At 60.1% G+C, this 15,050-nt stretch carries 15 protein-coding genes; 14 read left to right on the top strand and 1 reads right to left on the bottom strand.

The features are described from left to right. The 8 genes from VGK14_RS04905 to VGK14_RS04870 all read left to right on the top strand — a co-directional run. On the top strand, positions 1-457 hold a 457-nt coding region (locus tag VGK14_RS04905; RefSeq protein WP_331507814.1), incomplete at its 5' end, for a DUF4197 domain-containing protein. Positions 458-620: 163 nt separating this feature from the next. Continuing rightward, entirely contained in the window at positions 621-4,508 is a 3,888-nt protein-coding gene (purL, locus tag VGK14_RS04900; protein WP_331507813.1) for a phosphoribosylformylglycinamidine synthase, read from the top strand. 25 nt (positions 4,509-4,533) lie between these two features. After that, complete coding sequence (locus VGK14_RS04895; protein ID WP_331507812.1) at positions 4,534-5,016, top strand: ankyrin repeat domain-containing protein; 483 nt, start codon at positions 4,534-4,536, stop codon at positions 5,014-5,016. Between the two features lie 54 nt (positions 5,017-5,070). Continuing rightward, positions 5,071-5,421: a c-type cytochrome gene (locus tag VGK14_RS04890; protein ID WP_331507811.1), complete on the top strand. Its 351-nt coding sequence runs from the start codon at positions 5,071-5,073 to the stop codon at positions 5,419-5,421. Further along, positions 5,421-6,680, top strand: coding sequence for an NAD(P)/FAD-dependent oxidoreductase (locus VGK14_RS04885; RefSeq protein ID WP_331507810.1), 1,260 nt, complete (start codon positions 5,421-5,423; stop codon positions 6,678-6,680). The genes VGK14_RS04890 and VGK14_RS04885 overlap by 1 nt, the downstream gene beginning before the upstream one ends. Before the next feature lie 181 nt (positions 6,681-6,861). Beyond that, entirely contained in the window at positions 6,862-8,007 is a 1,146-nt protein-coding gene (locus VGK14_RS04880; protein ID WP_331507809.1) for a PQQ-dependent sugar dehydrogenase, read from the top strand. Next, positions 8,004-8,573 carry a hypothetical protein gene (locus VGK14_RS04875; protein ID WP_331507808.1) on the top strand — a complete coding sequence of 190 codons (570 nt, stop codon included), beginning with the start codon at positions 8,004-8,006 and terminating at the stop codon, positions 8,571-8,573. Before VGK14_RS04880 ends, VGK14_RS04875 begins: the two co-directional genes overlap by 4 nt. 20 nt (positions 8,574-8,593) lie before the next feature. Continuing rightward, positions 8,594-9,448 (top strand): SMP-30/gluconolactonase/LRE family protein, encoded by an 855-nt coding sequence (locus tag VGK14_RS04870; RefSeq protein ID WP_331507807.1) that lies wholly within the window; start codon positions 8,594-8,596, stop codon positions 9,446-9,448. Between the two features lie 31 nt (positions 9,449-9,479). Here the strand turns inward: VGK14_RS04870 and flgA are convergent, their stop codons facing one another. After that, on the bottom strand, positions 9,480-10,172 hold the full coding sequence (gene flgA, locus VGK14_RS04865; protein WP_331507806.1) for a flagellar basal body P-ring formation chaperone FlgA: 693 nt from the start codon (positions 10,170-10,172) through the stop codon (positions 9,480-9,482). A gap of 111 nt (positions 10,173-10,283) precedes the next feature. Between flgA and VGK14_RS04860 the strand changes: the two genes are divergently transcribed. The 6 genes from VGK14_RS04860 to flgE all read left to right on the top strand — a co-directional run bounded on the left by VGK14_RS04860 (position 10,284) and on the right by flgE (position 15,048). Then, entirely contained in the window at positions 10,284-10,607 is a 324-nt protein-coding gene (locus VGK14_RS04860) for a hypothetical protein (protein ID WP_331507805.1), read from the top strand. Then, positions 10,592-12,064, top strand: a complete 1,473-nt coding sequence (locus VGK14_RS04855; protein ID WP_331507804.1) for a GGDEF domain-containing protein — start codon at positions 10,592-10,594, stop codon at positions 12,062-12,064. Before VGK14_RS04860 ends, VGK14_RS04855 begins: the two co-directional genes overlap by 16 nt. Positions 12,065-12,269: 205 nt before the next feature. Next, positions 12,270-12,674: a flagellar basal body rod protein FlgB gene (flgB, locus tag VGK14_RS04850; protein WP_331507803.1), complete on the top strand. Its 405-nt coding sequence runs from the start codon at positions 12,270-12,272 to the stop codon at positions 12,672-12,674. After that, positions 12,674-13,087, top strand: coding sequence for a flagellar basal body rod protein FlgC (gene flgC / locus VGK14_RS04845; protein ID WP_331507802.1), 414 nt, complete (start codon positions 12,674-12,676; stop codon positions 13,085-13,087). Before flgB ends, flgC begins: the two co-directional genes overlap by 1 nt. A 28-nt stretch (positions 13,088-13,115) precedes the next feature. Next, positions 13,116-13,763, top strand: a complete 648-nt coding sequence (locus VGK14_RS04840; protein WP_331507801.1) for a flagellar hook assembly protein FlgD — start codon at positions 13,116-13,118, stop codon at positions 13,761-13,763. Positions 13,764-13,779: 16 nt separating this feature from the next. Then, the gene (gene flgE / locus VGK14_RS04835) at positions 13,780-15,048 is read left to right on the top strand and encodes a flagellar hook protein FlgE (RefSeq protein WP_331507800.1); all 1,269 of its coding nucleotides are present in this window, start codon (positions 13,780-13,782) and stop codon (positions 15,046-15,048) included. Positions 15,049-15,050 lie beyond the last annotated feature (2 nt).

The raw sequence follows: 15,050 nt of genomic DNA, 5'->3' as shown, positions 1-15,050 counted from the left end.
GCGCATGATGGGGATGGGCAAGCAAGCCGACGAACTGGTGCTGCGCATGAACCGCGCAGCCGAAGCGGCGGTGCCGGAGGCCAAGACGCTGCTGGTCGACGCCGTCAAGAAAATGTCGGTGCAGGACGCCAAGAACATACTCACGGGCGGCGACGATGCCGCCACGCAGTATTTCAGGAAGGTAACCTCCGCGCCGCTGGCCGACAGGTTCCTGCCTATCGTCAAGCAGGCTACGGATAGTGTCGCACTGGCCCAGCAATACAACAAGTTCGCCGACGCCGGAGCCAGATTCGGGCTGATCAAGAAAGACCAGGCCAACCTGGAACAGTACGTCACCCAAAAAGCGTTGGATGGCCTTTATCTGATGATGGCCGAAGAGGAGAAGGCCATCCGCAAGGACCCTTTGACGGCGAGCACCGGCCTGATCAAGAAAGTATTCGGGGCGCTGGCGAAATGATGCGGTGAATTCAGGCGGCGGCCCCAGGTTCGGTAGCATCAACGGGCAGCGAAGAGCAGCCTCGTCCCCGGAGGCACGACATGTAGTTGCATGCTTGACTGCTGAATCCCGGGCGTTGTGATTTCGGGTAAAATTCAGGCTTTGCCAATTTAGTTGAATCCTCATGCTCCGCATTCGTGGCAGTGCCGCCCTTTCTCCCTTCCGACTCGACAAAATTCTCGCCGCGATGAAGGCCGCGGCGCCGCAGATTACCCATGTCTACGCCGAATTCTGGCATTTCGCACAAACCTCGCGGGATCTGGTTGCGCAGGAAAGCGAGGTGTTGCACAAGATACTGACCTATGGCCCGAGGCTGACCGAAGAGCAGCCGCAAGGCGAACTGTTCCTGGTAACGCCGCGGCCAGGGACGATCTCGCCGTGGTCGTCGCGCGCGACCGATATCGCCCGTCATTGCGGACTGGAAGCGATGGAGCGGCTGGAGCGCGGCGTGGTCTATTACGTTGCCACCGCTACCGGCACGCCGCTGACGGAGGCCGAGAAGCAGGTTCTCAAGCCCCTGATTCACGACCGCATGACCGAGTCGGTGTTTGCCAGCCTGGGCGAGGCGGCCAGATTGTTTCTGAGCGCGGAGCCGGCCCCGCTTTCCACCGTGGACATCCTGAGCGGCGGCAAGCGCGCGCTGGAGGCTGCCAACAGCACGATGGGGCTGGCATTGTCGCCGGATGAAGTCGATTATCTGGTGGAAAATTTCATCCGCATCGGCCGCAATCCGACCGACGTCGAGCTGATGATGTTCGCGCAGGCCAACTCCGAGCATTGCCGCCACAAGATTTTCAATGCCGACTGGGTGATCGACGGTATTCCCCAGGCGCAATCGCTGTTCGCGATGATACGCAACACGCACCAGCTCCACCCCGGCAAGACCGTGGTCGCGTATTCCGACAATGCTTCCATCGTGCAGGGCGAAAGCACCCAGCGCTTCAACGCCCAACCCGATGGCCGCTACGGCTATGTCGAGGACGAGATGCATTTTCTGATGAAAGTCGAAACGCATAACCACCCCACCGCGATCTCGCCCTTTGCCGGTGCCGCGACCGGTGCCGGCGGCGAAATTCGCGATGAAGGCGCGACCGGCAGCGGCTCCAAGCCCAAGGCCGGCCTGACCGGTTTTTCCGTGTCCAATCTGGAAATTCCGGGCTTCAGGCAACCCTGGGAAGCCAATTACGGTAAACCGGAGCGCATCGCTTCCGCGCTGCAAATCATGATCGACGGTCCGTTGGGCGGTGCGGCGTATAACAACGAGTTCGGGCGCCCCAACATCGCCGGCTATTTCCGCACGCTGGAAATCGAGGTTGCCGACGAGGTGCGCGGCTATCACAAGCCGGTGATGCTGGCCGGCGGTATCGGCAATATTTCAGCGCGCCATTCCAAAAAACATGCTATCCCTCCCGGCGCCTATCTCGTTCAATTGGGCGGCCCGGCGATGCTGATCGGTCTCGGCGGGGGGGCTGCATCGAGCATGGATACCGGCGCCAACGCGGAAAACCTGGATTTCGATTCGGTGCAGCGCGGCAACCCCGAACTGGAGCGCCGCGCGCAGGAAGTCATCGACCGCTGCTGGCAGATGGGCGACAACAATCCCATTCTGGCGATCCACGACGTAGGCGCGGGGGGGCTGTCCAACGCTTTCCCGGAACTGGTCAACGATGCCGGTCGCGGCGCGCTGTTCAAGTTGCGCGATATCCACAACGAAGCGCCAGGCATGAGCCCCAAGGAGCTGTGGTGCAACGAGGCGCAGGAGCGCTATGTGATGGCGGTGGCGCGGCAAGATATCGAGCGCTTCAAGGCTCTCTGCGAGCGCGAGCGCTGCCCGTTTGCGATTGTCGGCCAGGCGACAGAAGAACAGCGTCTGACGGTGGAAGACGCGCATTTCGGCAACCAGCCGGTGGATATGGAATTATCGGTGCTGCTCGGCAAGCCGCCGAAGATGACGCGCAACGCGGCGCATCAGGCGCGCACCTTGCCTGCTTTCGATGCCGGGAGTGTCGATTTGATCGAAGCCGCCCAGCGCGTGCTGCATCTGCCCGGGGTGGCGGACAAGACTTTTCTCATTACCATCGGCGACCGTACCGTTACGGGATTGGTGGCGCGCGACCAGATGGTGGGGCCGTGGCAGATCCCGGTGGCCGACGTGGCGGTGACGCTGGCGGGCTACCGGACTTACCGCGGCGAAGCGTTTGCGATCGGTGAAAAAGCGCCGCTGGCGCTGATCGATGCACCGGCGTCCGGGCGCATGGCGATAGGCGAGGCGATTACCAATATCGCCGCGGCAAGGATCGACGATATCGGCGAGATCAAGCTGTCCGCCAACTGGATGGCCCCGGCCGGGCATCCCGGCGAGGATGCCGCGCTCTACGACACGGTGCGCGCGGTGGGCATGGAGTTATGCCCGCAGTTGGGCATCAGCATCCCGGTCGGCAAGGATTCGATGTCGATGAAGACGGTGTGGGACGAGAACGGCGACAAGAAGGCCGTTACCGCGCCGATTTCGCTGGTGGTGACGGCTTTCGCGCCGGTATCCGATGCGCGCCGTACGCTCACGCCGCAATTGCGCACCGATCTCGGCGCCACCCGCTTGCTGCTGGTCGATCTCGGGGCGGGCAAGAACCGGCTCGGCGGTTCCGCGCTGGCGCAGGTGTACGGGCAGACCGGCAATGCCGCGCCGGACGTGGACGACGCGGAGGCGCTGAAAGCATTCTTTGCCGCGATACAGCGCCTCAACCGCGAGGAAAAGCTGCTCGCCTACCACGACCGCTCCGATGGCGGCCTGTTCGTGACGCTGTGCGAGATGGCATTTGCCGGTCATTGCGGGGTGGAAGTCGGTATTGACGGTTTTGCCGGAAATGACGTTGCCGCGGCATTGTACGGAGAGGAGTTGGGCGCCGTGCTGCAAGTGCGCCTGTCCGATGTCGAGTATGCGCTGCAAGTGTTTGCCGAGGCCGGTCTGCAGGGGCAAGCCCATATTCTTGGCGAGATCGCACTGGACGATCATGTCAGGTTCAACCACGGCGGGCATGAGATATATGGCGAGCGCCGGATCATCCTGCAGCGCTGGTGGTCGGAGACGACCTGGCGCATGCAAAGCCTGCGCGACAACCCGGTCTGCGCCTGGCAGGAACACGAACGCATCCTGGATGCCGACGATCCCGGCTTGAATGCGCATCTGACGTTCGATCTCAAACAAGACATCGCCGCGCCGTTCATCGCTACCGGAAAACGGCCGAGGATGGCCGTGCTGCGGGAACAGGGCGTGAACGGACAAGTGGAAATGGCTGCGGCATTCGATCGCGCCGGGTTCGAGGCACACGACGTGCACATGAGCGACATCATCGGTGGTCGCGTCAGCCTCAAGGATTTTTCCGGACTGGTCGCGTGCGGCGGATTTTCCTATGGCGACGTGCTGGGCGCGGGAGAGGGCTGGGCCAAGTCCATCCTGTTCAACCCGCGTGCCCGCGATGAATTTTCTGTCTTTTTCCAGCGTCCGGATGCGTTCGCGCTGGGGGTGTGCAACGGCTGCCAGATGATGAGCAATCTGCACCAGATAATTCCCGGTGCGGAAAGCTGGCCGCATTTCGTCAGGAACAAGTCCGAGCAATTCGAGGCGCGTTTTGTTATGGTAGAGGTTCTGCCGTCGTCGTCGATCTTTTTTGACGGCATGGCGGGAAGCCACATGCCGATCGCCGTTGCGCATGGCGAAGGATTTGCGGAATTTTCCGGCGCATCCACGGTCGAACTGGCGCTGGAGCAGCGACTCGTTGCCGTGCGCTATGTGGAAAATACCGGAAAGCCGACCGAGACGTATCCCTTCAATCCGAATGGATCGGCGGGCGGCGTTACCGGTTTGACCACATCTGACGGACGGTTCACTATCATGATGCCGCATCCGGAGCGGGTATTCCGCGCGGTGCAGCATTCATGGCGGCCGGAGGGGTGGGGCGAAGACGGGCCGTGGATGCGGATGTTCCGCAATGCACGCGTATATGTGGGTTAAACGATAATTTACAGGAGACAAGCAATTGAAAATAATCAAGGCATGGATTTTGGCGGCAATGCTGTTACTGCCGTGCGCAGCGTTCGCGTTGACGGATGACGAGCAGGTGGAATTTGCGACGGCAGTCGAAGAAGGCAATACGGCGGTAGTGAAGAAATTGCTCGATGGCGGCGTCAATATCAACGAACCGGTCTTTGCCTGGACCTGGCTGCAAATCGCCGCCAACAAAAACCAGCTGGATGTCGTCAAGCTCCTGGTGGAGCGCGGCGCAGACCTCAATTACAAGCATCCCCTCACCAAAATGACGGCCTTGTCTCTTGCCGCGGTGGACGGCCATACCGAAATCGTGAAATATCTGCTGTCCAAGGGCGCCGACCCCAACGTCAAGCTGCGCGGCAATGTTTCCGTGGTGCGCGTGGTGCGTGACGACGGTAATACCGCGATGGCCAACCTGTTGCTGCAGAACGGCGCCAAGGATGACGGCTGCAAGGAAGAGAAATGTTTCTAATGGGGCTGTGACTCAAGGAGGTGTTGTGATTTAAAGGGATTAACACACATAAAAATGAAAATCCTGATTCTGGTCATAATTCTGCCCATTGCAGCACTTTTTTCAGTCGGCTCCATAGCACAGGCTGCCGATAACAGCAGCCATGTACAAGTTCTGGCGGCTTCCTGTGCCGCCTGCCATGGCATGAACGGCAATAGCGTTGGCGGTACGCCAGTGCTGGCCGGGCTGGACCGCTCGCATTTTATCCTGCAGATGCAATCTTTCCGCGATGGTTCGCGCGCATCTTCGGTGATGCATCACCACGCGCAGGGCCTCACCCCGCAGGAAATCGAGCAGCTTGCCGATTACTTTTCCGCGCAACCCAGAAAGGTGGCGATCTCGCCGCTGCCGCTGGGAGCATGGTGATGCAACGGCGCGAATTCCTGAAAATGCTGGGCGCAAGCGCGGCAACTGGCATTTTTCCTGAGGTTGCCCGTGCAGCGAGCCCGGCGCAGGGGCGGGTGGTCGTCATCGGCGGTGGCTATGCAGGCGCCACCGCGGCCAAATACTTGCGCCTGTGGGGTGGCGACCGGCTTGAGATCGTTCTGATCGAAAAAAACACCACTTTCATCTCCTGCCCTTTGAGCAATCTGGTGCTGGGGGGCAGCAAGCAAATCGGCGACCTGACGTTCAATTTCTCCGGGCTGGATCGCTACGGTGTCAAACGCTTGCATGAAGCTGTGACGGCGCTCGACGCCGAGCATCGCAAAATTGTCGTCGAAAGCGGCGAAGAACTCGGCTATGACCGTTTGATCATCGCGCCCGGCATCGATTTTATCTGGGATACGCTGCCGATGCTGGAAAGCGCCGCGGCGCAAGAGAAAATACCTCATGCATGGAAAGCCGGGCCACAGACCGTCAATCTGCGCCAACAGCTGGAAGCGATGCCGGATGGGGGGGTGTTCGTCCTCGGCGTACCCTTGATGCCTTACCGCTGCCCGCCGGGCCCTTACGAACGCGCGAGCCAGGTGGCGTATTACTTCAAAAATCACAAACCCAGGTCCAAATTGATCGTGCTGGACGCCAATCCCGATATCGTTTCCAAAAAAGGCCTGTTCACCAAGGCCTGGGCCGAATTGTACCCCGGCATCGTGGAATATCGTCCCAATAGCGCGGTGGCGGAAGTGGATGTCGGCTTGCGCGCCGCCAGGACCGAATTCGAGACCGTCAAAGCGGACGTGCTCAACGTCATTCCTCCGCAGTTCGCAGGAAAAATAGCCCGTACGGCCGGTATCGCGAACGTGAACAAACGCTGGTGCGAGGTCGATTTTCTCACCTACGAATCCAAGGTTGTGCCCAATATCCATATCATCGGCGATGCGGTTTCCGCAGCATTGCCGAAATCAGCCCATATGGCGACGTCGCAGGCCAAGGTCTGCGCCAATGCTGTGGCTGCGTTGATGGCAGGCAATGCTCCCGATCCGCAGCCGGTATTCGCCAACACCTGCTACAGCTTCGTTTCCGACAAGCTGGCGATGCATGTCGCCAACGTCTACCGCTACGATGCGGATAAAAAAGCCATGTTGCCTGCGCCAGGCGGCGGTGTATCCGACCATCCCAGCGAACAGGAGGGGAACTATGCGCAATATTGGGCGAAGAACATCTGGTCTGACGTACTCGCCTGATCAACCGCCGATGAACGCCGATAAACGCCGATTTGAGATAGCGATGCCAGAGTCGTTTCAGGTAATGGCAGGTAAAGTGGCAGAGCCGATAGCTGGATTGTCGGCGTTTATCGGCGTTCATCGGCGTTCAATTGCTTGTTTTCTAGCGTTCTCGATTGTATCCGCCGCAGCTGTTGCCGACATGGCCTCGGTCACCCCCGCGCCGGCCGATCCTGCTGCTACGCTCAAGCTGCCTTCCGGGTTCAAGGCCAATGTGTTCGCGCATCTGCCTGCGGCAAGTAACGATTATTTCCGCGGGCCGCGCTTCATGGCGTTCGGGCCGGACGGCAATCTGTATCTGTCGCTGGGCTTGGATAACAAGGTGGTGATGCTGCCTGATGCCAACCGTGACGGGCGCGCCGACGATGTCGTGACCGTCGCGGACAAGCTCAACGGGCCGCAAGGCCTAGCATTCGTCGGGGACAAATTGCTGGTGGCCAACCAGGATGGGGTGGTACGCCTCGAAAAAAATGGCGGACGCTGGCCAGCGAGTGCAGCCGTGCCCGTCATTCCGAATCTCCCGGCCGGCGGCCATACCCTGAAAACATTGAAGCAGGGGCCGGACGGCTACCTCTATTTGAATGTCGGCTCGAACTGCAACGTCTGCATCGAGCAGGATCCGCTACGCGCGACGATGCTGCGTTACACCGCCGGCGGCAAGCCGGCCGGCTATCTGCCCGCAGTCGGCGGGCATGCGCCGTCGCCGGTCTGGGCGACGGGTTTGCGCAATGCGGAAGGGTTTGCCTGGCATCCGCAAACCGGTGCGATGTATGCCACGAACAACGGTGCCGATATGCGGTCTGATAAAAAGGGCGGAGCGCCGCTGGATAGCCTTCCGCCGGAACACTTCAACCGTATCGAGCCGGGCATGGATTACGGCTGGCCGCATTGCTGGGATAACCGCTTCACCGATCCCAATTTTCCCGGCGCGGCGGGGGCATGCGAAAAAATGCAGCCGCCGGCGGTCACCTTTCCGGCGCATGCGGCCCCGCTGGGCCTGGCGTTTCTCGATAAAGCGGCTTTTCCGGCGGAATACCGCAGCGACGCGCTGGTGGCCTTGCATGGTTCATGGAACCGCCGCGAACCGTCCGGCTACAAGCTCGTGCGCGTGCATTTCGAAGGCGGCCGCCCGGTCGGCGCCAGCGATTTCGCTACCGGCTGGCTAACCGGCAAGGGTGCCTGGGGGCGTCCCGTCGATGTGATTGTGGGGCCGGACGGCGCGGTCTATATATCCGATGATCGCGCTGGTATGATTTACCGTATCGTTTATGGGGGCACAAAGCCATGAAACTTGGCAAATTCGTATTGACGCTGCTGATGCTGCTTGGGTTATGTATCGCATCGTTTGCCGCACGCTCGGCACCTGCCGGGCGCGTGTTGGTCTATATCAGCCCGCAGGAATACGCGCATGAAATCAAGCTGTGGCATTTTTATTATAACTATTGGTTCAGTCAGGGGCGTGCCATCGAGCCGGTCGCGCTCGATGCCTTGCAACCCATGTTCGCGGATATCGCCATGTGCGACGGCAACAAGGCCGCCGACGTGGTGGTTTGGATCAAACCCCACATGTTTTATAACCCCCGCATGACGGTCTATTACGGCACTGTCGTGGCGGACGTATATTCCGGCAGCGGCAAACCTGTCGCCACCTACAAAGCCGATGTGCAGCACAACGGTTATCTGGACGTGCTTCCCGCGGCGCAGATAAACGCCACCTATCGGGCCGCAATGCAGGAAATCGTCAGGCAAATGCAGGCGGACAATGCCATGCAGGCCTTGGTCTCGCAAGGCCTGCCGGCAAGCGAAACCGCGATGCCGTGCAGCATGGTCACCATATTGCACCCCAACAATTAAATTCGGAAGGAACGCATGGAATGAAAACCAGAATTCTCTTTACCTTGGCCATGGGCGGCTTGCTTGCTGCCAGTCTGGCGGCGGCCGGAGCAGCGGCAACCGACCTGAAGAAGGCGACCGGCCTCAAGACGCCGGAGTCGGTGCTTGCAGTCAACGGTCGTATTTATGTTTCCGAGATCGGCGAATTCGGCAAGGATGGCGACGGCCAGATCAGCGTCATCGGCGCCGACGGCAAGCCCAAGGCGTTTGCCACCGGCATGGACGACCCCAAAGGCTTGGCGTATTCTGGGGGATTGATCTATGTGGCCGACAAGACGCGCGTCTTGAGCGTGGACAAGAACGGAAAATGGAAAGTGTTTGCCGCCCCCGAGGCATTCCCGGCCAAGCCGCAATTCCTCAATGACTTGACTTTCGACAAGGCCGGCAACCTGTATGTGTCGGATAGCGGCGATTTGAAAGGCAAGGGCGGCGCCGTGTACCGCATTGCGCCAGACGGCAAGGTGACCGCACTGGCGACGGCCGAGGATAAGCGCGTTCTGGCTCCCAACGGGTTGCTGCCCGACGGCGACGACAATCTGCTGATGGTGGATTTCCTGTCCGGCATCCTGTACCGCATCACGCTCAAGACCGGCAAGATGGTGTCGGTGGCCGAAGGCTTCGGCGGTGCGGACGGTATCGTCCGGGACAAACAGCGCAGGCTGTGGATCAGCGACTGGAAGAATGGCCGCGTGTTCATGCTTAAGCGCAACGGCGAACTCAAGCTGGTCAGGGACGGTTTCCAGGCGGCGGCCGACATCGGCTTGTCGCAGGATGGGAAATTCGTACTGGTGCCGGACATGAAGGCCGGCGAGCTGACATGGCTGCCGGTTAAATAGCGATCGGCGGCAAAAAGTCATTAGCTGATAGCTAAAAATACACCTCGACTACGCCTTCGCTCTTGGCGATGCCCTTGATGATCTGCCCCGAGCGGGTCTTTACCGCCACCACCTGGCCGCCTGCTGCGTTGCCCATGGCGACACCTTCCGAGCTTACCTTGAATCCCGTGCCTTGAGCGATCAGCACGACCTGCTGGCCCTGGCGTATCGCCAGGGCGGCACGCAGCAGTTCCGGGCGCAGGATTTCGCCGGGCTGGATGGGGTTGATGGCGGTCCTGCCGATAGCCTGTTCCGGGGCGGTCAGAACGCCGCCCTGGTATTGCATGAGATCGCGCATTTGCGGCTGCATATCGGAAGCTTCCAGCAGCTGCCCCCGGCCTATCGGACGGGTTGCCACCAACGCCATCGCGGATACCCTGACCATGACCGGAACATAGATCGACCAGGCTGCCGGTGCGCGGCAGCGCACGCCGACACTGGCACGTCCCCATAGCTTGTTGCCACTGGGCAGCCAGGGTTCCAAGCGGTCGCACCGGCCAAGGTGCAGGCGCGAGTCGGGGCGGGTCACGCTGATGTTGATATCGCCGCCCAGGTTCGCCGTTTTCTGGCGTACAAAGCGTTCGACGCTAGCGACGATTTCGTCGAGCGATTGCCATTCGTCGGCCTCGGCCGCTACGGAGGCAAACGTCAGGCAGAGTGCGATAAAGAGCTTGCGTATGGGCATTGTTTCATGACAATCTTCAAGTGCCTGGAATAGCGTCGGCGCACCTTTGCGGCAGACCGAGCAGGCCAACCGATTCTAACCCGAAACGAGTACGCCTACACTGCATTGGCAATGAAACCCCAGCAAACCCCGATAGAAATCGCGCGCCAGGCATTGAAAACGCTGGCGCAGAGCAAAATTCCGCCGACACCGGACAATTTTCGCAAGGTTTACGACGAGATCATTGGCGCCGAATCCGCCAAATCCGAAGATCCGCTGCAATTGCTGGCCAGGCTATTGAAAGAGGCCGGTCGTGGCCGACCGAAATACGCCAGGCTGGCAGCGCAACTGCAACAGGCGGCTGCCCAGTCGAATGGCCCGGAGCTCGAAACGCTGCTGCGGCAATTGTTGCCGGCGGCGATGCGCCCAACTGGGGGGACGTGCTGCGCGAGTTGATTCACGAACTGGATGTCAGCCGCCCCGGAGTCGGCATCAGCAAAAAGAAGGAAGGGCTGGAGCGGGTGCTGGTCAATTTCGGCACTGACGTGGATGTGCTGGAAGCCAAAATTCAAGCGCTGGTGGTTTCCTGGAAGCATAGCGGCAAAGCCGCGGAACCTCTGGCCGAGCGGGAGCCGACGGGAGCGAACGTGCAACCCGTTGCCGACCGAAAAAGAACGGCCGGCACGGTGTTGTCGTCCAGCGCGACTTCTCCGCTCGCGGCACTCTGGCGCGACCTGCTGATCAAGACGCTGGAGCTTGGCCTGCTGTCCCAGCTCAGGTATTTGCCTGAGCTGGGGCGCAATGCCGAGGCTTTGCTGGCCCAGGCGAAAGCCGCGGCGACGGAGCAAGAAGTGGCCATGCTGGGCGAGAGCTTCAAGGCTTTCTGGTTCAAGCTGGAAATGAACAGCGACGCGCAATTCCGCCTGCATGAGGAGCTGCTGCAGGTGATGCGCCTGCTGGTCGAGAATATCGGCGAACTGGTGGTGGACGACGGCTGGCTGCAGGGGCAGACCACGATGATACGCGACATTATTGCGCGCCCGCTGGACATCGAGGTGCTTTACGATGCGGAGAGCAGCCTGAAAGAGCTTATTTTCAAACAGGGCAGGCTGAAGCACGGCCTGATCGAGGCCAGGGAAACGCTCAAGCAGATGGCGACCAGCTTCGTGGAGCGCCTGGCCGAGATGACGGAAAACACCGGCGAGTTTCACAACAAGATCGAAAGTTATCAGCGACGGCTCAGTTCCACCGAGGATATCGTCGAGCTGAACGTCATCCTGGACAATCTGATGCAGGACACCAAGGCGATGCAGCTGGACGCATTACGGGCGCACGAGCATCTGCGGCAGTCGCAGGGCGAGGTGAAAGACGCCGAGCAGCGCATCCGCCAGCTGACCGACGAGCTGCATCAGATCAGTGAAGTGGCGCACAAGGACTTCCTCACGGGCACGCTCAACCGGCGCGGCATGGACGAAGCCTTCCAGCGCGAATTCAGCCGCGCCGAACGCACCGGCGAACCCATCAGTGTGGCCCTGCTCGATGTCGATCACTTCAAGAAGCTGAATGACACGCTGGGGCACGAGGCGGGGGATGTGGCGCTGGTACATCTGGCCAAGGTAGTCAAAAACGTGCTGCGGCCGACTGACGTATTAGCGCGGTATGGCGGCGAAGAATTCGTCATCATTCTGCCGGAAACCGATCAGGCGGAAGGCACTGTCATCATGACCCGCGTTCAGCGCGAGCTCACCAAGAACTTTTTCCTGCACGACAACCAGAAGGTGCTGATCACGTTCAGCGCCGGCGTCGCTCAGCGGCAGCAGCAGGAATCGGCGGAGGAAGTCATCAAGCGGGCCGATGCCGCGCTGTATCTTGCCAAGCAGGCGGGGCGCAACCGCGTGATTGGAGCGGAATAAGCTTGCAGCGATCAGCTTTCAGCCAAATCAAAAGGTCCCACCGCTGACCGCCTTTCCCCTTGCCGCCCCGGCAAACGCTTGCCGATCCTTGCCGGAATTGCCGGTTTAAAATCCTTAAAACCCTTTACTGAAGCCGCTTCCAGGTGATGGCATGATATCTGCTTTTAGTCTTCCGAAACCACCGATCCGCGGAAAGACGGCAATCATGACCACGATAGACAAGACATTCGATTTTCAAGAAAAGGTGCTGGCGCTGCGCGGCTACCGGCAGCAGTTGTTGGCGTCGAATATTGCCAATGCCGATACGCCCAACTACAAGGCGGTGGACATCGACTTCGCCAAGGCGCTGCAAATGGCGCAGAGCGGCCGGGCGGCAGGCGGCCTGGCAAAAACTTCTCCCATGCATCTGGATGCCGCCGGCGGCAGCGCCGTGGCCGGCGTCAAGCCGCTGTACCGCGCCGCGGTGCAGCCCAGCATCGACGGCAATACGGTGGACACCAACGTCGAGCAATCGCAGTTTTCCGAAAATGCTCTGCAGTACATGGCGACGCTGCAATTTATCAACGGCAAGATTCAGAGCACAATGCTGGCGCTGCGGGGAGGTAACTGATGAGTCTGTTCAACGTGTTTGATATCGCCGGCTCGGCGATGACGGCGCAATCGATGCGCCTCAACGTGGTGGCGAGCAACATGGCCAACGCCGACAGCGTCACCGGTTCCGACGGCCAGCCTTATCGTGCCAAGCAGGTGGTATTCCAGGCCAAGCCGCTCAGTGCAGCCATGCCCAAAGGCGCGTCCGGGGTGGTTGTGGCCAGGGTGGTGAATGACCCCTCGCCGATGAAGATGGTGTATGACCCCAAGAGTCCTTATGCCAACGAGCAGGGCTACATCACCATGCCCAATGTGAATGTGGTGGAAGAAATGACCAACATGATTTCCGCGTCGCGCTCTTATCAGGCTAACGTGGAAATGATGAATACGGCCAAGTCTATGATTCAGCGCACGCTGGCGTTGGGCCAGTAAGCGCCGGGCTAACAGGAGATAAATAACCATGGCAATCGCAATAACCGGCACCTCGGCATCCGCGTCGGCATCGTCTGGCGCGTCGACGGCCACGGCGGTACAGGATCAGCAGGATCGCTTTTTGAAACTGCTGGTGACGCAGATGAAGAACCAGGACCCGCTGAATCCGCTGGATAACGCGCAGGTGACTTCGCAGATGGCGCAGCTCTCCACGGTTACCGGCATCGAGAAACTGAATGCGACGCTGGCAGCCTACGCGCAGGCGCAGTCGTTCCAGTCGGTCAACATGATCGGGCACGCGGTGCTGGCCCCGGGTGATTTCGTCCAGCTGAAGAGTGGTGCGGCAGTCGGCGGCCTGGATCTGGCGCAAGCGGCGGATACGGTTAAAGTGAGTATTGCCGACGGTTCCGGCAAGGTGGTGCGTGAGCTGAACCTTGGTAAGAAGGATGCCGGCGTTTCGGCTTTCACCTGGGATGGCCAAACGACGGCCGGTGCGGCCGCGGCGGATGGATCCTATACGTTTGCGGTGAATGCGACATTGGCCGGCGAGCAAGTGACGGCAACCCGTCTCGCCGTGGGCCAGGTCAATAGCGTGTTGATGGACAAGGCCGGTCCGGCGTTGAGCGTGGGCGGCCTGGGGCTGGTCGATTTGTCGGCAGTCCGGCAGGTCATGTAATCAAAAGGAGAACGACATGGGTTTTCAGCAAGGTTTGAGCGGCCTTAACGTCTCGGCGAAGAATCTCGACGTCATCGGCAACAATGTGGCGAATGCCGGCACGGTAGGATACAAGAGCGGAGCGGCGGAGTTCGCCGACGTGTTCGCCGCCTCCCTGACCGGCGGCGGCGCATCCCCGGTCGGCCTGGGCTCCAAGGTGTCGTCCGTGGTGCAGCAGTTCACCCAGGGTAATATCACTTCCACCAACAATCCGCTTGACATTGCCATCAATGGCGGCGGGCTGTTCCGGGTCAGCAATTCGGGTGCGATCACCTATACCCGCAACGGCCAGTTCCAGATGGATAAGAATGGATTTATTGTGACCAGCAATGGACTGCGCCTGACGGGCTATCCGGCCACCTCCGCCGGTCTGATCAATACCGGTGCGCTGAGCGACTTGCAGATTTCCAGTGCCGACATTGCGCCGTTGGCAACCGGCGCTTCCGTGAGTGGCGCCAAAGGCGTGGTTTCGCAACTCAATCTGGATTCCCGTGCGGCTGTTCCGCCTACCACGCCGTTTGTTTACACCGATCCCACCAGCTACAACAATTCAACGGCGCTGACTGTTTATGACAGCCTGGGCAGCCCCAGCACTTATTCACTGTACTTCGTCAAGACGGCAGCCAATGCCTGGAATGTCTATTCGTCGCTAACGAATCCGGCAGGCGCCACCACCCAGTTGCAAACGCCTCCGGCAAAGTTAGGTGCATTGACCTTTACCACTGCCGGCGCGCTTACGGGTGTTTCGTCATTCACGGAGTCGTCGGTCACCTCGGCAATATTGGGCACGGGTGCTGCTGCCATGAGTTTTCCCGTGGACTTTACCGGATCCACCCAATTTGGCGGCAAGTTTGCCGTGAACACGCTTACCCAGGACGGTTTTACGCTAGGGCGCCTGAGTGGTTTTAATGTGGGCAAGGATGGCGTGATCACAGGCCGTTACACCAACGGCCAGTCCAAGTCGCTGGGTCAGGTAGTTCTGGCTTCATTCAAGAATGCGCAGGGCCTGCAGCCGCTGGGCGATAACAACTGGGCGGAAACGTCCAATTCCGGCACTGCCTTGCTGAATACCCCGGGAGCTTCCGGCTCGTATGGCGCATTGCAGTCCGCTGCGGTGGAGGATTCCAATGTCGACCTTACCGCCGAACTGGTCAACATGATCACCGCGCAGCGCGTCTACCAGGCCAATGCCCAGACCATCAAGACGCAGGACCAGGTGTTGCAAACCCTGGTGAACCTGCGTTAAAG

Origin of the sequence: Novimethylophilus sp., from assembly GCF_036504375.1 — a bacterium.
Lineage (GTDB): Bacteria > Pseudomonadota > Gammaproteobacteria > Burkholderiales > Methylophilaceae > Novimethylophilus.
Note: the sequence above shows the minus strand (reverse complement) of the source record. Positions and strands in the feature narration are given on the sequence as shown.